The organism is Streptomyces bambusae (genome assembly GCF_020532645.1).
Lineage (GTDB): Bacteria > Actinomycetota > Actinomycetes > Streptomycetales > Streptomycetaceae > Streptomyces > Streptomyces bambusae.
In genome coordinates, this window is sequence record NZ_JAJAUZ010000046.1 from 1 (window position 1) to 20,589 (window position 20,589).

The window sequence follows — 20,589 nt, forward strand, 5'->3', positions numbered from 1 at the left end:
GCGCAGCCGCCCCAAGCGGGGTGGAGGTGCCCCGCCCGGCGCGCAGCCGCCCCAAGCGGGGTGGAGGTGCCCCGCCCGGCGCGCAGCCGCCCCAAGCGGGGTGGAGGTGCCCCGCCCGGCGCGCAGCCGCCCCAAGCGGGGTGGAGGTGCCGCGCCCGGCGGGCAGCCGCCCCAAGCGGGGTGGAGGTGCCTCGCCCGGCGGGCAACCGCCCCAAGCAGGGTGGAGGTGCCGTGCCCGGCGGGCGGCTGAACAAGCGGGGCGATTTGGCCCCGCCCCGGTGGCCGGCTGCGCCAGGCAGGGGAGGTGCCGCGCCCGGCCGGCGGGCGACAGGAGCGAGGGGATGCCGCGCCCAGGGGCAGTCGGCGCGGTGGCCGGCCCGCCCTGGCTGACGGTCAGAACCGGCGCGGGCGAATTCCAGCCCCGCCGGCGATTGAGGCGCGGGTCCGGGTGGCGCCCGGGTTGCCTCCTCGGGGCGGAGCACGGGACGCGGCGGCGCCCGGGGCGGGCCGGTGCTTGACCGATCAGGCCGGCGCCCCATAACGTCGGCCGGACCGACTCGCACGGCAAGAGAAGGAGGCGAGACCGGATGTCCACGCACTCCGCTTCGTCCCGCCTCGCCCACCAGCTCGCCTGGGCCCCGGGCCGCGTCGCGCACGGCTGCTGACCAGCCGAGCCCCCCTTCACCGGCGTGCCCCGCAACATGCGCACCGCCGCCGGCCCCTCTCCCTTTCAGCATCGCCCGCGGCACCCCGCCATCCCGGCCGGCGTCCCGCGGCAACCGCGACCCCGCGGCACCGAAACGGAAAGCTCTCCCATGGCGACGACGTCACCCGGCTCCACCCGCCCCACCACACCTGCACGCATCACCGTCAACGGCACGGAAACCCCCCTCGCCCCGACGGCCCCCCACACCACCGTCCTCGACTTCCTGCGCGCCCGCGGCCTCACCGGCACCAAGGAAGGCTGCGCCGAAGGCGAGTGCGGTGCGTGTTCCGTCCTCGTGGCCCGCCCCGGCGTCGACAAGCCCACCGACTGGGTGGCCGTGAACGCCTGCCTCGTCCCGGTCGCCGCACTCGACGGCCAGGAGGTCGTCACCTCCGAGGGCCTCGCCACCGCCGGCGCCCCCGGCACGCCGCCCGCCCTGCACCCCGTACAGCAGGAGATGGCGGTCCGCGGCGGTTCCCAATGCGGCTACTGCACACCGGGGTTCGTGTGCAGCATGGCCGCCGAGTACTACCGCCCCGACCGCTGCGCCCCCACCGCGCCGGCCGGCCCCGAGAGCGACCCGGGACACGACCCCGAGCACGGCCCCAACGGCTTCGACCTGCACGCCCTGAGCGGCAACCTCTGCCGCTGCACCGGCTACCGCCCCATCCGCGACGCCGCGTTCGCCGTCGGCGCGCCCGCCGGGGACGACGTACTGGCGCAGCGCCGCGAGCTGGCGCCGCCCGAGCCGGCCGCCACCGCCTACACGCAGGACGGCAGCTCGTTCCACCGCCCGGAGGACCTCGCCGGCGCACTGCGCCTGCTGGACGAACGGCCCGACGCGGTCGTCGTCGCCGGCAGCACCGACTGGGGCGTGGAAGTGAACATCCGCTCCCGCCGAGCCCCCTGCGTGATCGCCGTCGACCGGCTCCCCGAACTCCGCGCTCTGCGCGCCGAGCCGGATTCCGAAGACAGCCCCATCGAGATCGGCGCCGCCCTCACCCTCACCGAGATCGAGCGCCGCCTCGACGGCCAAGTACCGCTGCTGGCACAGTTGTTCCCGCAGTTCGCGTCCCGACTGATCCGCAACGGCGCGACCCTCGGCGGCAATCTCGGCACCGGCTCGCCCATCGGCGACAGCCCGCCGGTCCTGCTCGCACTGGAGGCGTCGGTCCTGCTCGCCGCCCCCGACGGCGAGCGCGAGGTCCCGCTGGCCGACTACTTCACCGGCTACCGGCAGAGCGTGCGCCGCTCCGGCGAGCTGATCCGCGCGATCCGCATCCCGCGCCCGCTGGCCCCGGTCACCGCCTTCCACAAGATCGCGAAACGCCGTTTCGACGACATCTCCAGCGTCGCCGTCGCCTACGCCCTCGACATCCGCGGCGGCACCGTCCGCAAGGCCCGCATCGGACTGGGCGGCGTGGCCGCCACCCCGATCCGCGCCCTCGCCGCCGAGGCCGCCCTCGAAGGCCGCCCCTGGTCACCGGAGACCGCCGAGAACGCCGCCCGGGTGCTGCGCACCGAGGGCACCCCGATGACCGACCACCGCGCCAGCGCCGAGTACCGCTCCGCGATGCTCGGCCAGAGCCTGCTGAAGCTGTACGCACAGACCACCTCCGAGGCGATGCCGTCATGAGCCACCTGTCCCAGCGCCCCGAGCAGCCCGCCGTCGGCCTCCCGATCCCGCACGAGAGCGCCCGCCAGCACGTCACCGGCACCGCGCTCTACACCGGCGACCTCGTCCACCGCACCAAGGACGCCCTGCACGCCCACCCGGTGCAGGTCATGAAGGCCCGCGGCCGGATCACCGCCCTGCGCACCGCACCCGCCCTCGCCGTCCCCGGAGTCGTCCGCGTCCTGACCGCCGCCGACGTGCCCGGCGTCAACGACGCCGGCATGAAGCACGACGAACCGCTCTTCCCCGACGAGGTCATGTTCCACGGCCACGCGGTGGCCTGGGTGCTCGGAGAAACACTGGAAGCCGCCCGGCTCGGAGCTGCCGCCGTCGAGGTCGAACTCGACGAACTGCCCTCCGTCGTCACCCTCCGGGAGGCCATCGCCGCCGGCAGCTTCCACGGCGCCAGGCCCGAGATGGTCACCGGCGACGTCGAGGCAGGTTTCGCCGACTCCGCCCACGTGTTCACCGGCGAGTTCCAGTTCTCCGACCAGGAGCACTTCTACCTCGAAACGCACGCCGCGCTCGCCCACATCGACGAGGCCGAGCAGGTCTTCGTCCAGAGCAGCACCCAACACCCCAGCGAAACACAGGAGATCGTCGCCCACGTCCTCGGCCTGCACAGCCACGAGGTGACCGTGCAATGCCTGCGCATGGGCGGCGGATTCGGCGGCAAGGAGATGCAGCCGCACGGCTTCGCCGCCGTCGCCGCCCTCGGAGCCAAGCTCACCGGCCGCCCCGTACGGCTCCGGCTCACCCGCACCCAGGACCTGACGATGTCCGGCAAGCGCCACGGCTTCCACGCCGACTGGCGGATCGGCTTCGACGACCAGGGCCGCATCCAGGCTCTGGAAGCCACCCTGACCGCGGACGGCGGCTGGAGCCTGGACCTGTCCGAACCGGTCGTCGCCCGCGCCCTGTGCCACATCGACAACACCTACTGGATCCCCAACGCCCGTGTCACCGGACGCATCGCCAAGACCAACAAGGTCTCCAACACCGCCTTCCGCGGCTTCGGCGGCCCCCAGGGCATGCTGGTGATCGAGGACATCATGGGCCGCTGCGCCCCGCTCCTCGGCCTGGACCCGATGGAGCTGCGCGAGCGCAACTTCTACCGCCCGGGCCAGGCCACGCCGTACGGGCAGCCCGTCCGGCATCCCGAACGGATCTCCACCGTCTGGGAGCAGGTGAAGGCCGACGCCGCCCTCGCCGACCGCACGCGCGAGATCGCCGCGTTCAACTCCGCGCACCCGCACACCAAAAGGGCCCTCGCGGTCACCGGCATCAAGTTCGGCATCTCGTTCAACCTCACCGCCTTCAACCAGGGCGGCGCGCTGGTCCTGATCTACAAGGACGGCTCGGTGCTCATCAACCACGGCGGCACCGAGATGGGCCAGGGCCTGCACACCAAGATGCTCCAGGTGGCCGCGACCACCCTCGGCATCCCCCTGCCCAAGGTGCGGCTCGCCCCGACGCGCACCGACAAGGTCCCCAACACCTCGGCCACCGCCGCCAGCGCCGGCGCCGACCTCAACGGCGCCGCCGTCAAGAACGCCTGCGAGCAGCTGCGCGAACGCCTGCTCCAGGTCGCCGCCACCCGACTGGGCGCCGCCGCCGCGGACGTACGCATCACCGACGGCACCGCCCGCGTCCTGGGCAGCGACGCCGAACTGCCCTGGGACGACCTGGTACGCACCGCCTACCTCCAGCGCGTCCAGCTGTCGGCCGCCGGCTTCTACCGGACCGAGGGCCTGCACTGGGACGCGAAGGGTTTCCGGGGCTCCCCGTTCAAGTACTTCTCGTACGGGGCCGCCGCGGCCGAGGTCGAGGTGGACGGATTCACCGGCGCCTACCGCATCCGGCGCGTCGACATCGTCCACGACGTCGGAGACAGCCTCTCCCCGCTGATCGACATCGGCCAGGTCGAGGGCGGTTTCGTGCAAGGCGCCGGCTGGCTGACCCTGGAGGACATGCGCTGGGACGCCGGCGACGGCCCGCACCGCGGCCGGCTGCTGACCCAGGCGGCGAGCACGTACAAACTGCCCAGCTTCTCCGAGATGCCGGAGGAGTTCCACGTCCGGCTGCTGCAGAACGCCACCGAGGAAGGCGCCGTGTACGGCTCCAAGGCGGTCGGCGAGCCCCCGCTGATGCTGGCGTTCTCCGTACGGGAAGCCCTGCGGCAGGCGGCGGCGGCCTTCGGACCGGCCGGAGTGAGCATCCACCTCGCCTCCCCGGCGACCCCGGAGGCCGTGTACTGGGCCGTCGAGGCGGCACGCAACGGGGGAGCGGCGACACCGGCCGAAGGCTCGCACCCTGCCGTGCCGAGCCGTGTCTGACATGAGCTGGGTCGCCGCCGTCGCACGGTTGCGGGCCCGCCGGGAAGCCGGCGTGCTCGCGACCGTCGCGACCGTCCGCGGCCACGCGCCCCGCAAGGCCGGTGCCAAACTCGTCGTCGGCCGCACCGGGACCTGGGGCTCGATCGGCGGCGGCAACATCGAGGCCGTCGCGATCGACCGGGCCCGCGAGCTCATCGAAACCCCCGCAGCCGAACCCGAGTTGATGGACTTCGCGCTCAACGACAAGGTCGCCGGACGGCACGGCGTGCAGTGCTGTGGCGGAGCCGTCGGCGTCCTGCTCGAACCACTGCCCGTGGTCCCGGCCGTCGCCGTCTTCGGCGTCGGACACGTCGGCCTGGAACTGGCCCGCATCCTGGCCCGCCAGGACCTCGACCTCCACCTCGTCGACACCCGTCCCGACCAGCTCACCCCCGAACGGCTCGCCGTGCTCGCCGACGCCGTCGCACAGGTCCACGTCCACCACACCCCGCTGCTCCCCGAGGAGGTCCTCGCCGGCCTGGCCCCCGGCACCCACGTCCTGATCATGACCCACGACCACGCCGAGGACGCGGCCCTGTGCGACGCCGCCCTGCGCACCCCCGGCCTCGGCACGATCGGCCTGATCGGCTCGGCGGCCAAATGGGCCCGGTTCCGCCACCGTCTCACCACCGAAGGCGGCCACGACCCCGCCACCGTCGACCGCATCACCACCCCCATCGGCCTGACCGGACTCACCGGCAAGGAACCCGCCACCATCGCCGTCGGCGTCGCCGCCGACCTCCTGCGGACCTTCGAACGGCAACGGGGGTGAATTCCGCCCGGTCCGTGTGTTGTTGACCCGGCTCGGGACGGGTCCGGCAGGATGGCGGCGGGACCGTACGGCGGAACGTACGGCGGAGCGCACGGCGGGTACGCAGGGCCCCGGGCAGGGCAGGGCAGGGCGGGGCCCTGGCCCGGCGGCGGCAGGGCAGAGGGAGCGCGGATGCGGAGCGGCGGTTCGGTTGCGGTGGTCGGCGGGAGCATCGCCGGCTGTGCGTTCGCCACGGTGGCGGCACGGGCGGGGGCGGACCGCGTCGTGGTCCTCGAACGCACCGCCGGCCGCCTCGCGGACCGGGGCTTCGGCCTGTGCATCCACAACGACCGGGCCGCCGAACTCGCGGCCGCCGCCACCCTGCCCCCGGGCATCGCCGCCCACCGGCTCACCCGCCGCCAGTGGGTCGTGCGCGACGGCGCCTCCGCCACCGGGACGCTGTTCTGGGAGCAGCCGTTCCCCTTCCACTCCTACCACTGGGGCCTGCTCTGGCAGGGCCTGCGCGACGCGACGCCGGACACCGTCGAATACCGGCAGGGCGCGGCCGTCACCGGCGTCACCGGCTCGGCGGACCCCGCCGAGCGCCCCGAGGTACGGCTCGCCGACGGCACCGCCGAGCGCCCCGACCTCGTCATCGGCTCCGACGGCTACCGCTCCGTCGTCCGCGAAGCCGTCAGCACCGGCTCCCGCCCCCAGTACGCGGGATACGTCTGCTGGCGCGGCCACTTCGACGCCCGGCTCCTCGACGCCCTCGGCGCTGGCCCCTGGCCCGCCGACGCGGTCACCACCGTCTGCTTCCCCGGCGGCAGTTGCGTCGTCTACCGCATCCCCGGCCCGGCCGGCACCCGCGTCAACTGGGTCCTGTACGCGCCACCCCCGGCGGACGGCACGCTGCGCCTGGACGATCCCACCAGCTTCCCGCCCGGCCGCCTCACCCCGGCCCTCGCCACCGGCCTCGCCGGACTCCTCGACCGCGAGTTCCCGCCGTACTGGGGCCGCCTGCTCGCCCTCACCGCCCCCGAGGACACCGTCGTCCAGCCCATCTACGACCTGCAGACCCCCCGGACGGCCGCCGGCCGCGTCCTCCTCGCGGGCGACGCCGCCACCGTCGTGCGCCCCCACAACACGAGCGGCGTCGCCAAGGCGCTCCAGGACGCCACCGCCTTCGGCGCGGCCTGGCGCACCGCCCCCACCTGGGACGGCCTGACCACGGCCTACCACACCACCCGGACGCCCGCCGGCCATGCCCTGGTCTCGCTGGCCCGCCGCCTGGGCCGAGCCCAGGTGGAGCGGACCCCCGACTGGTCCACGCTCACCCCCGCCCGCGCCGAATCCTGGTGGCGCGACGTCCTGGCCGGGGTCCCGGACATCGGCGGCCAGACCCTGCCGGCGCCGTAGCCGGCAGGGTGCGGAGCAGGGGGCGGCGGAGACCGCCGCCCCCGGCCCGGTGCGGCACCTCAGGGACTACCGGCAGGCGACGGCCGGGTTGTCGTGGGTCATGGCGCAGGCCATGCGCTGGCCGCGGGTGGTGCCGTAGCGGGTGATCAGGGAGGTGCGGAAGCCGGCCCACTGGGCGCGGGTGTCCGCGATGGCAGCCTGGACGGCGGCGCTGAAGTTGGCCTCGATCTGGCCGCGGGGCGTGGTCGGGGCGGTGGCCTCACCGGTGAGCGGGTCGATGATCCCGTTGTCCTTGTTCAGGACGCTGTGGGTGATCCGCTTGCCGCAGCCCCACGGGTTGAGGCTGAAGCAGCCCGTCGAGAGGTCGGCCGGGATGTCGGCGGCCGCCGGTGCGGGGGCGGCCAGCCGGAGGAACGGCGCCGCTCCGGTACGGGCCAGGCCCGGCGGGTTGGCGATGCCGATGGCGGACCGGCTGTCCGCCCGGTCGGCCCAGTTGCTGTGCGAGTAGAAGTCCTCGGTGCCGTGCAGCGCCCGGCCGAAGCCCTCGATGGCGTTGCACTTGCCGCGGCCCGTCACGCCGAGCACGAACGTGCAGTCGGAGGACAGGTCGGTGGCGGCGGTGCTGACCGCGCCCGCGGCGTCCACCAGCGCGTCGGCCCGCTCCACACCACGGTTGAACTCGCCCTTGAGGTGCGCAATGCACGCCAGCAGTACGGAAGTGGCCTGCGCGCGGGTACGGGGGTAGCCGGCCGCGTTCAGGTAGTCGGCCCCGTCGCAGTGCGCGGCCTCGGTGAGGACCTGGTCCACGTCCGGTGCGCCGATGGCACCCATCGTGCCCTTGGCGCCCGCCAGTTGGCGGATGGAGCCGGGCTCGAAGCAGGTGCCTTCCGCACCCGGCGTGACACCGGGCGCACAGGCCAGCGCCGCACGCGTGATCCGCTCGTGCTCGGCGTTCTGCCCGAAGGTGTTGATGGTGCCGAAGTACTGCACGGGCGGGATGTCACGCCCGGGCTTCTTCGCCTTGGCCACGGACCCGGCGAACCTGGACGTGCCCTTGGCCGCCGTCCCCGTCTTCGAGGCGGCCGTCACCCCCGCCCGGGCCGGATCCGGCAGCGGCGCAGCCGCCGCCGACGTGGCGAGCCCCAGAAGCAGCGCGGTCGCCGCCACTCCCGCCGAGAACGTCGAGAGCACTGGCCTGCCCCGACGAAATGTCATCGTCATCCTGAATTTCCCCTGGTAGAGACCCAGGTACCCCCCTCGGGCACCGGGCCGGTCAAAATATAACTACCCTTCGGTAGCAAGTTGGGGTGGGGCAAGCTCCAGCACGTAGAAGCAGCTGTCCCCGGTCGTGCGCACGCGTGCGAAACCGTTCTTCTCCAGGACGCGTCGCGAGCCGGTGTTGTCCAGGTCGGTCTCGGCGTCGATCGCGGTGACGCCGCCGTGCGCACGGCAGATCTCCACGAGTCCGGCCACCGCCTGCGCTCCGTACCCCCGCCCCCACTCGGCGCGGACCATTCCGTACCCGATGGTCACGCGGCCGGAGGCGTCCGGCGGCCGGTGGAAGCCGATCGTGCCGACGGTCAGCCCGTGGGAGCGCGGCACGATCCGGTACACGCCGAAGGGGGCCGGCGCCGCCGCAGCCGCGGTCAGCCGGTCGCCGGCCGGCGCGGAGTCGTCCTCGCGGGGGAAACCCGCGGCCCAGCGGTCCTGTGGCCCCGGCCGGTCGCACGCGACCCTCGACGCCTCGTCACCATCCATGGGCATCAACACGATGGCCCCGTCACCGCCCGGGCGCTCTCCGTTCGCAAGTGTCACGTGGCCGGATTCAAGCACCCGCCCGGACGGGCCGACAAACGGGATTCCCCGGCTCCGCCACTGCGCGGCCCGCTCCTCACGGCCCGTCGTGGACGAACGGGACCCAGACGATCGGGTCGGTGAGGTGCTCGTCGCGGAGTTCGGCGACGGCGTGGTGGAGGGTACGTGACCCTGCAAGCCCGGTCACCGGCGAATTCCGGCCGCGCTCCGTGCTGCCAGCGGCGGCGGAGGCTGTGGAGCGGGGCTAGCCTGAAGGCATGGCAACGGTGGACGTCGGTGGTGTGGAGGTGGCGTACACGCGGGCGGGCCGGGGGCCGGTGCTGGTCCTCGTGCACGGCGCCGGTGTCGACGGCCGGATGTGGCAGCCGCAACTCGCCGACCTGGCCAACGAGTTCACCGTCGTGGCCTGGGACGAGCCGGGCGCCGGACGGTCCGGCGACGTGCCGCCCGACTTCCGGCTCGCGGACTTCGCGGACTGCCTCGCGGCCGTGATCGAGGACATCGGGCCGGGCCCCGCCCACGTGGCCGGGCTCTCCTGGGGCGGGACGGTCGTACTGGAGCTGTACCGGCGCCGCCCCGACCTGGTCAGGACGCTGCTGCTGGTCGACACGTACGCCGGCTGGAAGGGGTCGCTGCCGCCGGAGGAGGTCGCCGCCCGCGTGGCGGGGGTCGAGCGGATGCTCGCCGCGCCCCCCGAGGAATTCGACCCGACAATGCCCGGCCTGTTCGCAGGCGAGCCGCCCCCTCGGTACGTGCCCCTGCTCGACGCCATGGCCCACGACGTCCGGCCGGACACCCTGCGGGTGCAGCTCGCCCTGATGGCCGAGACGGACCAGCGCGACCTGCTGCCCCGGATCGGGGTCCCGACCCTGCTGCTGTGGGGCGAGCAGGACGCCCGCTCGCCGCTGTACGTCGCCCGCGCGTTCCAGGACGCCATCCCGGAATCCGAGCTGGTGCTGATCCCGGGCGCGGGGCACGTCTCCAACCTGGAGGCACCCGAAGCCTTCCGGCGCGCGGTACGCGCCTTCTGCGGAGCCCACGCCTGAGTGGTTCGCGTACCGTCCACTCCCCCGTCAACTCCCCTGGAAACACTGGGCGGATGCGACGGATGCGATGGTGGGTGGCCGGAGCGGCCGTGATGGCGGCGGCCCTGGTGGCGGTTCTGCTCGTCACGCTCGGCGGCGAAGACGGAGGCGGCGCCGAGGCGCCCCGCGTGACCGGCCCGTTCACCGCGCATCGCCCACCCCTGCACTTCCAGCCGGAAGGGGAGCTGGCGGATGCCGTCGGGGTGAGGTCGGCCGCCCTCGACGGTGCGCGGGCGTACGTGCACGCGTACGGCCGGCTGAAGGCGGTCGACCTGGCCACCCGGCGCACGCTGTGGTCGGTGCGGCAGTCCGGGCCGCTGCCGAGGGTCAACCCCGGAGATCCGCCGCCCCACGGCACCCCCGTCCGGGTCCGGTACGGCGGTCGCGATCTCGTCTTGGTCGCGTTCGCCAATACCGGCGTACGGGCGGAACTGGTCGCCGTGGACACCGCCACCGGGACCGAGGCCTGGCGGGCCCCCTGGCGCACCATGGAAGGGCGCTCTGCGGTGCGGTGCGCCGTGTCCGCCACAACAACGCTCAGGGGCGGGGGAGTTGCCGCCGTCGCCTGCGAGGAGTCCAACAGGTACGTCACGTACGGCATCGCATTCGACGGTGCCCGCCGGCTCCTCTGGCAACGTCCCGACGTCGAGGCCCGCTTCCCGCTGGCCGGAGCCCGGGTCGCGGCCATGGCCTGGCAGGACACCGACCGCGACGGCCGGATCGACTCCGCGCCGATGGACACCGGCCGCGCCGCCGCCCTGGACGTGCGCACCGGCCGCACCCTGTGGACCGGCGGCCGCCACCTGTCCCTGGGGCCGGGCAGGGAACTGCTGCCCTTCTCCCCGCACTTCGTCCTCGCCGGCGCGGACCTCCTCGACGTCCGGACGGGCCGCCGTGAGGTGCCGGCCGGCTTCGCGGCGGGACACGAGCCCGTCGTCTCCTGCTCGTACGACCAACGGGCCCACACCTACTGCTCGTTCTACGGCGGCGAGCTGGCCGCCTACGAAGCGGCCGGGGCCCGCCTGATCTGGCGGCGGGGCGGCGACCACGAGGCGGCGGTCTCCCCTTCCCCCTCCCTGCCCCGGTCGGTCACCGCCGCCTGGTACGGCCTGGTGTACGGCCTCACGCAGGACGGCGAGGGCGTGGTGATGGACGGCCTGACCGGAAGGATCCTGGAGGACGATTCGGGTGCTGCTCCCGATCTGGTCAACGAGTTCGCCGCCCTGGAGGCCGCGGCCGACCGGGCGTGGAACTCCCCGGTCGCAGTCCACCGCACGGTTCCCCGCCCGGCACCCGCCCGTTGACCCCGTTCCGCCGAGTCGGACGTCCCCGATACGGCGGTGCCCAGGTCCGGTGTCGCGCGGTAGGGTCCGCGTATTCGAACAAGGGGCCAGGTCAGGAGTACGGGGAGGGCGTCGTGGGTGGTACGGGGCCGGCGGACGGCGGCTGGGAGCCGAGCGACGAGGAGGGCGGCGCGCTCTCGGGCCGGTGGTGGCGGTGGGCCGATTCCGCGCCCGCGGACCGCTGCCCGGTCCGCGACAAGACCGGTGAGCACGCCGGCTGGAACCAGCCGGCCGACGTCTGGTTCCTGGCCGGCACCTACGGCGGCCATGTCGTGCGGCGCTGCACGGTCCCCTCGGACCGCCCGGTCTTCTTCCCCGTGCTCAACCTCCAGCACAACCGCTTCCACGCACGGACCCCGCAGCGGATGGCCGTCGTGGAGGCGATGGCCGCGCTCAACGGCGTGCCGCTGCCGCTGCGCGAGTTCGCGGCGTCGTTCCGCACCAAGTGGCTGACCCGCCGGTTCACCTGGGGCGTGTGGACGGGCCTCGCGCCTCTGGTGCCGGGCGAGTACGTGCTGGAGATCAAGGCGCTCGCCGACGACGGCTTCTGGGTCGACACCACGTACCATCTGGCGGCGGCGACCGTCTGACCTGCGCTTTCGCAGGGCTCCGGGCCGAGACGGCGCCACCGGACGGGTGGCGTCCGGGAGCGGCCGAAATCATGGCTTGGCGTGTGCATGCCATTCGGGCAGGGTCGATCCCCGTCCGCACACCGGCAACCCCTCACGCCTGGAGTGTCATGAGATCCGCATTCCTCCCGCGACGGAGACACCTCGTCACCGGCTGCCTCGCCGCCGCCCTCGCCGTCTGCGCCACGGCCGGCCCCGGCGCGGCGGCCCCCCGGCCCGCGCAGGCCGAAGCCCCCGCCGCGGCCGAGTCCACGACGGCGCAGTCGGCCATCGACCTCCCGAACTGGATGGCCCAGCGCCGCACCCAGCTCCACGACCGCCCGCTCAACGCCATCGCCATGCCCGGCAGCCACGACGCCGCCAGCTGGAGCATCCGCCCCGGCAGCGGCCTGTGCACCTCCGGCGACGCCTACGACGTGGCCCGGGTCTACCCGGCCGTCGCCGCCAGCATGGCCCGCACCCAGAGCGGTAGCCTCACCGCCCAGCTCGACGGCGGCGCCCGCGTCCTCGACCTGCGGCTCTGCAAGCAGGACGGCCGCTGGTACGCGTACCACGGCTCGCCGCTCGGCAACCTGTTCTTCGACGCCGACGGGCGCACCGGCGAAGTGGCCGGCCTGGCCGACTGGATCCGCCGCCATCCCGCGGAACTCGTGATCCTGCGGCTGTCCGTCACCGCCCCCGCCGCCGAACTGACCACCGCCCGCGGCGCCGCGATGGACCTCCTCATGGACGCCGTCGGCCGCGACCGGATCGCCCCCAGGTCCACGTACGGCCCGCAGAGCCCGTACGGCACCTTCGTCGACGCCGGACGCCACGTCGTCGTCATGGGCGACGGCCGCGAGGACCAGCGCGGCGTGCTGTGGCCGACCTCCGACTCCGACAGCCGCGGTAGCTACGCCTACGCCTCACTGGCCTGGTACGACTACCTGGGCGCGCTCTTCGACAGCGCCGGCGCGGCGGAACGCACGTACGCCTCCGCCCTCACCCTCGACGACCGCGCCCTCACCTGGCCCCAAGCCGCCCGCCCCGACGGGCTGTTCTCGCTCAGCGGCCTGATCACCCCGGACATCACCGTCCCCGGTGCCGCACTCGCCCAGATGGGTGCGGCGCTCGGCCTCGTGCCCCGCGAGGTGGCCGACGCGTACATGCTCCACCTCGCCCGCGGCTTCAACGCACGGCTGCTCGGCATGCTGAACGGGCCGTGGCAACAGCACCCGGCCGTCGATCAGTTCAACGTCGTGATGACCGACGACGTCAACCAGAACGGCCAGGGCGTCCCCGCCGGCGCCCTGCAGCGGGCCGTGATCGCCCTCAACGACGTCGCCCGGCAGAACGCCTGCGGAGACCCCGAAGGCACCCCCGCCCAGCCCGGCCGCACCCTGCGCTACCAGGCCCACCTGCAGAACATCGGCTGGCAGCCCGGCACCGCAGCCGACGGCGCCGGCGTCGGCACCACCGGCCAGAGCCGGCCCGTAGAGGCCCTGCGCCTGTCCGCCACCGGCACCGGCGGCCTGTGGGCCCGCGCCCACGTGCAGAACATCGGCTGGCAGCCCTGGGTCCGTATCCCCGACGGCGGCACCGCCGAAGTCGGCACCACCGGACGGGCCCTGCGACTGGAAGCCCTCGAACTCCGAACCGACCGGGGCACGTTGGCCGGCCGGGCGCACGTGCAGAACGTCGGCTGGCAGCCCAGGACCCGCGGCCAGGCGATCACCCTCGGCACCACCGGCCGTTCCCTCGCCATCGAGGCGCTGTCCCTGACCGCCTGCGACTGACCCGACCCGCAAACCCCGTGGCCGCGCCCGTGCCCCCTCCCCGGCATCCCGCCCCGGAGGGGACCCGGGCGCGCGCACGCACCGGGGCAACTCGCCTCCGTAAGGTCCTCGTCGGGGCAAGCCGCTGACGACACGCCATTGCCCCCCGGCCCGCCCTGCCCTACTGTTCGTTCGAACCACTCGTTCGTTCGAACGACTTGGACCGGAGGGCGTCACGCCTGCCCGCCTCGCACCCGTACGCCTCCCCTGCCACGCCAGCGAAACAGAGAGCCCGGCCGTGCTGAGCGAGCACCCCCCGACCCCCGCCGCCCTCGTCCCGGTGCCCCCCGCCCCCGCCGCGACCACCGGCCAGGGCACCGGAACGGTGACCGCCACCTACAGGGCTGCTCACCCCAGGGCGTCGACCAGTGGGCGTCCGTGCCCTTCGACGTCCCGCCCGGCGTCCGGCGGACACGGCGGGCCGCCCGCATGGTGACAAGGTGTCGGAATCCGTGGTGTTCCGGGGTGCATAGGATGCACGTCAACCCGCTGTCACCTAAGAGGAGTTGACTCGATGAGCGGCGCCGTGGTCACGATCGGTTCCCGGGCGAGCAAGCTGGCGCGTGCGCAGGTCGCGGAGTGGCTGGGGGCGCTGGGACCGCGGTACCCGGGAGTCCAGTTCCGGCGGGAGACGATCCTGGAGGGCGGAGACCAGGACCGCATCACACCGACGCTCGCCGAGGTGGCGAAGACGGCCGGCGGCTCGGCCTTCTCCACCAACCAGGAGGCCGCCCTGGTGGCAGGCCGGGTCGACGTCGTCGTCCACTCCCTCAAGGACCTCCCGACCGCCGTCCGCGAAGGCACCACCCTCCTCACCACACCCGGCCCCCGCGAAGACGTACGCGACGTCCTGTGCGGCGAGACCCTGGACGGCCTGCCCCCCGGCGCCCGCGTCGGCACCGGCGCCCCCCGCCGCGTCGCCCAGCTCCTCGCCCTGCGCCCGGACCTCGACGTCGTCCCGATCCGCGGCAACGTCCCCGGCCGCCTGGCCCGGCTCAGGGGCCGTGACCGCCTGGACGCCGTCGTCCTGGCGGCCGCCGGCCTCAACCGCCTGGACATGCTGCCCGACGTCCACCAGGTACTCGACCCGGCCCTCTTCCCGCCGTCCCCCGGCCAGGGTGCCCTCGGCATCCAGGTCCGCAGCGGCTCCGCCGCCGCCCGCCTCCTCGCCGGCACCGGTGACCCCGAGACCGACGCCTGCGTCCGCGCCGAACGGGCCCTGCTCGCCGAACTCCACGGCGGCTGCTCCGTCCCCGTCGGCGCCTGGGGCCGGATCGAGGCCGACGGCCTCCTCCACCTGTCGGCGGCCGTCACCGCCCTGGACGGCTCGCGCCAGATCACCGGCGCCGCCGCCGGCCCGGCCGACGCCCCCGAAAAGCTCGGCGCCTACCTCGCCACCGACCTCGTCACCCAAGGCGCCGCCGACATCCTGACCGCGATCCGCACTCCCTGAACCCGCGCGCTCACCGCTCGCCCACGACCAGCAGGAACGGCGGAACACCCCGCTCCGCCGCCCGGCGCGCCACCTTTTCCAGGCCCGCACCCCTGGTCCAGCAGCACCCGTACGTCGGCCTGCGCCAGGCGCAGCTGCTCGAACACCGCCGAATACCCCAGCAGCCACCCCACGGCATCGTCCCAGGCCACGAACTCGCCGGCGATCTCGTCCGTGTCCCAGTCCGTCGGCCCGTGCGACGCTTCCACACCCACCAGTCAAACAGACCCCACACCGCCCAGTGGCGCTCGAAGAAGAGCGCCCCGGGCACGCACGACCTCCTGATGGTCGGTCCGCCCGGCGGTGCCTGGCACTTCGAGCTGACGCTCGACCCCGACGATCCGCTGGAGCCGACGCCGACGGTCGACGACCTGTTCGTCGTCTACCTCGGCGAACCGCCGGACGACCGCCTCGTCGATCGCCTGGTGGCAGCCGGCGGCACCAGGGTCCGCTCGCACAACCCCTACTGGGACGAGCACGCGTGACGGTCGAGGACCCGGACGGCTACCGCCTCGTCCTCTGCGCCCGCACCTGGGGCTGACCGAAGTCGCCACCGGGTCCGCCCGGGCCGGGTGACACTGTCTGCGCAGCAAGGTCCGTACACCCCGCCCGCCCGCCTCGCCCAACCCGCCCACAAGGAGAGCCCGATGCCGCACATCACCGTCGACCATTCCTCGTCGCTGTACGACGTCCTCGACCGCCGCGGCCTCGGGCTCGCCCTGCACACGCTCACCGCCGACCTCGTCAACGCCCCAGTGGCCGCGTGCAAGACGCGCTTCCGCACCGCGGACGAGACGTTCGTCGCCGACGGATCTCCGGAACACGCCGTCGTCCACGTCGAGATCGCCCTCCTGGCGGGCCGCACCCAGGAGACCAAGGACAAGCTGAGCGAGGCCGTCCTGGACCTCCTGCGCACCCACACCACGGGCGCCACCGGCCAGACCGTCCACCACTCGGTGGACGTCACGGAGCTCACCCCGGCCTACCGCCAGGACACCACGGCCCACTGACCGGTTGAGCATCCGCACACCCTCCGGCTGAGTACGCGCACTCAGTCCCGTTCGGTCGTCCCCCGCCAGAGTGGGGGGCGACCGAACGACAGGAGAAGAAGATGCCCACCGCCGCCCCCCGCCGCACCGCCCCCCGCCGCACCGCCCTCCGGGCCGCCACCTTCGTACTCGCCGGCGCGGCCGCAGTCCTGGCGCTGACGGGCTGCAACCTGGACTTCCAGGAGGACGTCTGCAACACCGGCGAATACCCCGTCCTCGCCGTCGGCGGCTCCGGCTCGGCCTGCATGCCGAACGGCGAAGAGCCCGCGCAGGGCTACGCCCGCTACCCGGAGGGCAAGGTGCCCCGGCAGCTCGACGACAAGTGGGACGTCTACTGGCGCACCCACACCCTCGACAAGGACGGCAACGTCATCGACGCACCTGACGCCCCGTAAGAGCGTGCTCAGCCTGCGTCAACGACCGTGGTCCGCACCGGACTTCCGGCCTCGACCGTCCGGCTGACCGTGCAGAGCCGGTCGTGGGAGGTCTTCACGGCCCGCGGCAGGATCGCCCGCGCCCGGTCGCCTGTCTCCCCTTCGGGGAAGGCGACGGTGAAGGCGACCGCCAGGTCCGTCAGCACGTTCCCGCCGCCCTCGTCCTTGACCTTGTGCCCGCTGACGTCGAGCGAGAAGACGGCCGGCTCCGTGTGCCGGGTCGTCGCCACGTCCACATCGGCCGCGGAGCATCCGCCGATCGCCGCCAGCAGCAGCTCCACCGGCGTGAACCCGGCGGCGTCCCCGGTGCTGAAGGTCAGCGTGTCCCCCCGGGAGTTCGTCGCGGTGAACACTCCGGGGCCGGTCCGCTCGACGGTGACGGAACGCAAAGAATCAGAAGTCATACCCAGACGGTAACCGCAGGCCCCGGCCGGCCCCCGACCGGCACGCCTCACCCCTGCGGCGGCCCCGACTCCGTGTCCTTCGACAGCGGCACCTCGCCCGTGTTGTCGACGTTCCGCGCCGCCACCCACGCGTCCTCGTCCCGCAGCAGGTACCAGATCCCGTTGCCGTCGATGATCTGCGCGTGCACCTTGCTGTGGAGCCCGATCTCGGTGCCGTGGCTCAGGCTGCCGAGAATGGCGGAGTCCGTGCTCGGGTACCGGCGCAGGTTGACGCCGTTGGCGCTGACGACGGTGCCGAACGGCTTGGCGGGGCTGGGCATCGTGACCTCCAGGTGGACCGCAGGGCAGCAGGCCCGTCCGGATCCGGGCGGGCCTCTAGGGGGTGTTGCGAAAATCCCGCACGGCGCCCGCGGCGCCCGGCACGCACTCTCGCCGCACCGGCCGAAGCCCCGAGTACGCCCAGTACGAGGGCCTTCGCCCGGCACGCTGAGAGCACGCACCGGACACCGCGGGCACCACACAGGACTTTCGCAACACCCCTGGCACCGTAAGGCCGATCGCCGGCCACGGCCCGAAGGCGTGCGGGAGGTCCCACGTCCGGCGCACGCCCGCGTCATCCCGATGGTTCCGCCCCCGCCGCACCCGGCCCCGCCCGCTACACCGCCCCCGCCGACCGCTCCCGTACCAGCGACAGCACCAGCGCCCCCGCCGTCACCAGCCACAGCCCGAGCGCGATCCACAGCAGCACCAGCCCCGTGGAGTGCAGCCAGTCGAGCCCGGTCGCCGCCGCCGTCGACAGGCACGCCACGCCGCTCATGCCCAGCGGGAACACCGTCGCCCACCGCCGGATGTCGTATGCGGGCCGTGGCCAGCGGGTCTCGGCCGTGAGCAGGACCACGCACCAGGCGAGATCGAGGACGTTCAGCGTCACCGTGAGGCCCCGCAGCAGGTCGTGCCCGGCACCCGTCCACTGCGGCAGCGCGTACAGCCGGGCCGCCGCCAGCGCCGAAATGGCCAGCGCCCCGCCCGCGATCCAGTGGTCCCCGCCGCCCTCCCGCAGCTGCCGGAAATCGAAGCGGACCAGCGCCTCGACGTAGAGCAGCAGTCCGAGGCAGAACGCACCGAGCGCAGCGTCCCCGAGCCAGTGCGCCCCCACCGCCGGCGCGAGGGCCGCGGCGAGCACCGCCAGTCCCTGCGTCGCCACGCACACCAGGAACGCCGAACCGGGCATCCGGCGGTGCCAGTGCGCGACCACCGTGACGATCAGCACCGGCCACACGAGCGCGGCCACCACGAGCAGCGCGGACGCGAGCCCCGTCCACCCGCTCTGCACACAGCGCATCCCCACCACGGTGGTGGCGGCCACGGCCGTCAGGGCCGGCGGCGTGTCGGCCTCGGCGTGCCAGCGCGCGTGGCTGCCGAAGAGCCGTACCAGGAACTCCCCGGCCAGCAGCACCCACCCCAGGCCCGCCAGCGCGAAGAACACCAGCGACGGAACGCCGTACCCGATCAGGTGCAGCCCGATCGACAGGATGCAGGTGGCCATGACCGCGGCCCCCGCGGCCGGCGGCAGCTCCGCCCACCACGGACCGCGCGCCGCACCCGCATCCGCACCCGCGAGCCCGTCGTGCATCACCGCACCCCCAGCTTCACCCACCTCGCCGCACTGGGCACCCCCTCGGCATCGAGCAGGAACAGCATGTAGTACCCCGGCGGTGCATCGGCCGCGCTCGGTGGCGTCCGCAGCCCGACCGTCGTGCCGTGGACCTCCGTGCGCCGGAGCTCCAGATGCCGCTGGCTGGTGTTCACCGAATGCGTCACCGTCGAAGGCGCCAGCAGCACGGCCCGCGCCACGTCCTCCGCAGTGGAGCTCGACACCGAGAACGCCGTGTCGTACGCGAGGTCGCCGCCCGGCACCCGGTCGAGGGCCGGGCGTGTGCCCCGGTGCAGGTAGGCCGGCTCGTACAGCTCGATGCTGCCGTCCATCCCGTCCTCGATGTCGGGGTCGTTGGCGATCTGCTGGAGCTCGTCCCCGGTGACCAGCATCCTTCCGTCCGGCAGCACCAGTGCGTTGGAGTGGTAGCCGCGCGGCAGCCGCTGCGCCGGCCCGAGCCGCCAGCGGCCCTGCGCGTCGCGCAGCTCGACGTGCCGGTACTTCGGATCGGCGGTCGGGTTGAACGGCCCGTTCCCGTAGTCCCGGCTGTCGGGCGAACCGTTGACCGTGAGCAGGCTGCCGTCCGGCAGGATCAGCGTGTTGTCCTGCGTACGCCCGAACGCCCGCGGCTGCTCGGTGCTCCAGCGCCCGCCGGACAGCCGGTACGTGAGCGGGTCCCGCGCGTCCCCGCCCAGCACGAGCACGGAGTCCGGACCGCGGAACCCGCCCGGCAGCGGCACGGCCGAGCCGTACCCGCGGAAGTCGGCCGGCCGCCGCGGCAGGTCCGTCCGCACCTCCTTGACCGGGTCGAACCGCCACTGCTGGTCGGCGTCCCGGCCGAGCCCGTAGATCATGCCGTCGCGTAGCGAGAAGAGGTGCGGATAGTCGTTCCGGAACGGGGCGTCCACGCGCAGCCGCTGCGCATCGAGCCCGACGGGGATGTCGTACGTGCGCCACGGGACGGCCAGGCCGAGGGCGGGGAAGCGCTCGACGACCGGGGTGGGCGTGCCGGTGCCGCGTTCCGACTGGCCGGACATGATGATCTGGCGGCCGTCCGGGCCGGTCACGGCCGACGGGTACCAGCGGCCGACCGCCATGTCCCGGTTGCGGTACCAGCGCTCGGTCCACGGGTCGAACACGAACGACAGCCTGGCGCCGCTGCCGCCCTTCCCGCCGACGTTGCCGCCGAAGACGCCGACCATCCCGTTGGGGAGGTAGGCGTGCCCGGAGCAGAAGAACGGCGCGGGCCGCGGCGCGTAGCGGCCGTCAGGCATCAGCACCACCGGCGGCGGTACGTTCGCGAAGGCCCGCGGGCCGGTGCCGCGGGCGGGGTCCCACAGGTAGGCGCGGCCGGCGTTGGTCACACCGACCGTGTTGGTGGGCCCGGTCTCCTTGGTGGGGTCGGCCTCGACGCGTTCGAACGAGAACAGCAGCACCTTGCCGGTCGGCAGCAGGGCCGTGTGGACGCCGAAGTCCGGCGACGGGAAGTACTCCGTGAACCGCCCGAACCGCGCGGCGGCGAACGCGGCGTTCGTGGTGCGCTGGGACTCCCCGAGTGCCGCCAGGCTCGCGGTGCGCTTCGCCTGCGGATATCCCTGCGTACCCCGGGCCGCCTCGCGGAGCTGCGCGTGCACACGGGCGTGCCGGGGGCCGATGACGCCCGCCTCGTCGGCCGCGGTTCCGGGGCCGGGGCCGCCGACGGGGTCGGCATGACGGCCCGCGTGCGGGGCGGCCCCGGCGCGCGCGGCCGGGGCCGGACCCGTCGCGGCGAGGGCCACGGCGGCGGCGAGCACCCACCCCGAGGCGACGGCGACGGCGACGGCGACGGACCGGGACCGGGACCGGGACGGCCGGGTGGCGCGGGGCAGGCGCGGCGTCAGAGGACTCCTCATGGCGTCAATCTATGAGGTATCTCCTGAATTGCTCCGATATGCCACGACGCGC

At 74.0% G+C, this 20,589-nt stretch carries 17 protein-coding genes and 1 pseudogene; 12 read left to right on the forward strand and 6 right to left on the reverse strand.

Annotated features, from left to right (window positions below; all coding sequences use genetic code 11):
- Positions 1-815: 815 nt before the first annotated feature.
- From LG634_RS26775 to LG634_RS26790, 4 genes are all read left to right on the forward strand, one after another.
- Complete coding sequence (locus LG634_RS26775) at positions 816-2,342, forward strand: xanthine dehydrogenase small subunit (protein WP_226737162.1); 1,527 nt, start codon at positions 816-818, stop codon at positions 2,340-2,342.
- A complete protein-coding gene (gene xdhB / locus LG634_RS26780; RefSeq protein ID WP_226737164.1) occupies positions 2,339-4,717 on the forward strand; it encodes a xanthine dehydrogenase molybdopterin binding subunit in 2,379 nt (792 codons plus the stop codon). Before LG634_RS26775 ends, xdhB begins: the two co-directional genes overlap by 4 nt.
- A gap of 1 nt (position 4,718) precedes the next feature.
- Complete coding sequence (gene xdhC / locus LG634_RS26785) at positions 4,719-5,528, forward strand: xanthine dehydrogenase accessory protein XdhC (protein ID WP_226737248.1); 810 nt, start codon at positions 4,719-4,721, stop codon at positions 5,526-5,528.
- A gap of 171 nt (positions 5,529-5,699) precedes the next feature.
- Positions 5,700-6,926, forward strand: a complete 1,227-nt coding sequence (locus LG634_RS26790; RefSeq protein WP_226737166.1) for an FAD-dependent monooxygenase — start codon at positions 5,700-5,702, stop codon at positions 6,924-6,926.
- Between the two features lie 66 nt (positions 6,927-6,992).
- On the opposite strand, the gene LG634_RS26795 is transcribed toward LG634_RS26790, so the two are convergent.
- Both LG634_RS26795 and LG634_RS26800 read right to left on the reverse strand, forming a co-directional pair.
- On the reverse strand, positions 6,993-8,141 hold the full coding sequence (locus tag LG634_RS26795; RefSeq protein ID WP_226737168.1) for a CinY protein: 1,149 nt from the start codon (positions 8,139-8,141) through the stop codon (positions 6,993-6,995).
- A 69-nt stretch (positions 8,142-8,210) separates the two neighbouring features.
- A complete protein-coding gene (locus LG634_RS26800; protein ID WP_226737170.1) occupies positions 8,211-8,690 on the reverse strand; it encodes a GNAT family N-acetyltransferase in 480 nt (159 codons plus the stop codon).
- A gap of 308 nt (positions 8,691-8,998) precedes the next feature.
- On the opposite strand from LG634_RS26800, the gene LG634_RS26805 reads away from it, so the two are divergent.
- The 8 genes and pseudogenes from LG634_RS26805 to LG634_RS26840 all read left to right on the forward strand — a co-directional run bounded on the left by LG634_RS26805 (position 8,999) and on the right by LG634_RS26840 (position 16,548).
- Positions 8,999-9,787, forward strand: coding sequence for an alpha/beta fold hydrolase (locus LG634_RS26805; protein WP_226737172.1), 789 nt, complete (start codon positions 8,999-9,001; stop codon positions 9,785-9,787).
- A 53-nt stretch (positions 9,788-9,840) separates the two neighbouring features.
- The gene (locus LG634_RS26810) at positions 9,841-11,130 is read left to right on the forward strand and encodes an outer membrane protein assembly factor BamB family protein (RefSeq protein ID WP_226737174.1); all 1,290 of its coding nucleotides are present in this window, start codon (positions 9,841-9,843) and stop codon (positions 11,128-11,130) included.
- Positions 11,131-11,243: 113 nt separating this feature from the next.
- Positions 11,244-11,759 (forward strand): hypothetical protein, encoded by a 516-nt coding sequence (locus LG634_RS26815; RefSeq protein WP_226737176.1) that lies wholly within the window; start codon positions 11,244-11,246, stop codon positions 11,757-11,759.
- Between the two features lie 149 nt (positions 11,760-11,908).
- Entirely contained in the window at positions 11,909-13,573 is a 1,665-nt protein-coding gene (locus LG634_RS26820; protein ID WP_226737178.1) for a hypothetical protein, read from the forward strand.
- A 553-nt stretch (positions 13,574-14,126) separates the two neighbouring features.
- Positions 14,127-15,065 (forward strand): hydroxymethylbilane synthase, encoded by a 939-nt coding sequence (gene hemC / locus LG634_RS26825; RefSeq protein ID WP_226737180.1) that lies wholly within the window; start codon positions 14,127-14,129, stop codon positions 15,063-15,065.
- 302 nt (positions 15,066-15,367) lie between these two features.
- Positions 15,368-15,645 (forward strand): annotated as a pseudogene (locus LG634_RS26830) (VOC family protein); the annotation flags it as partial.
- A gap of 106 nt (positions 15,646-15,751) precedes the next feature.
- Entirely contained in the window at positions 15,752-16,114 is a 363-nt protein-coding gene (locus LG634_RS26835) for a 5-carboxymethyl-2-hydroxymuconate Delta-isomerase (RefSeq protein ID WP_226737182.1), read from the forward strand.
- Positions 16,115-16,215: 101 nt separating this feature from the next.
- Positions 16,216-16,548 carry an SCO0607 family lipoprotein gene (locus LG634_RS26840; RefSeq protein ID WP_226737184.1) on the forward strand — a complete coding sequence of 111 codons (333 nt, stop codon included), beginning with the start codon at positions 16,216-16,218 and terminating at the stop codon, positions 16,546-16,548.
- Positions 16,549-16,556: 8 nt separating this feature from the next.
- Here the strand turns inward: LG634_RS26840 and LG634_RS26845 are convergent, their stop codons facing one another.
- The 4 genes from LG634_RS26845 to LG634_RS26860 all read right to left on the reverse strand — a co-directional run bounded on the left by LG634_RS26845 (position 16,557) and on the right by LG634_RS26860 (position 20,537).
- Positions 16,557-16,991 carry an OsmC family protein gene (locus LG634_RS26845; protein ID WP_226737186.1) on the reverse strand — a complete coding sequence of 145 codons (435 nt, stop codon included), beginning with the start codon at positions 16,989-16,991 and terminating at the stop codon, positions 16,557-16,559.
- 47 nt (positions 16,992-17,038) lie between these two features.
- Positions 17,039-17,311, reverse strand: coding sequence for an SH3 domain-containing protein (locus tag LG634_RS26850; RefSeq protein WP_226737188.1), 273 nt, complete (start codon positions 17,309-17,311; stop codon positions 17,039-17,041).
- A 335-nt stretch (positions 17,312-17,646) separates the two neighbouring features.
- Positions 17,647-18,624 (reverse strand): tellurite resistance/C4-dicarboxylate transporter family protein, encoded by a 978-nt coding sequence (locus LG634_RS26855; protein WP_226737190.1) that lies wholly within the window; start codon positions 18,622-18,624, stop codon positions 17,647-17,649.
- Positions 18,624-20,537, reverse strand: a complete 1,914-nt coding sequence (locus LG634_RS26860; protein WP_226737192.1) for a galactose oxidase early set domain-containing protein — start codon at positions 20,535-20,537, stop codon at positions 18,624-18,626. Before LG634_RS26860 ends, LG634_RS26855 begins: the two co-directional genes overlap by 1 nt.
- Positions 20,538-20,589 lie beyond the last annotated feature (52 nt).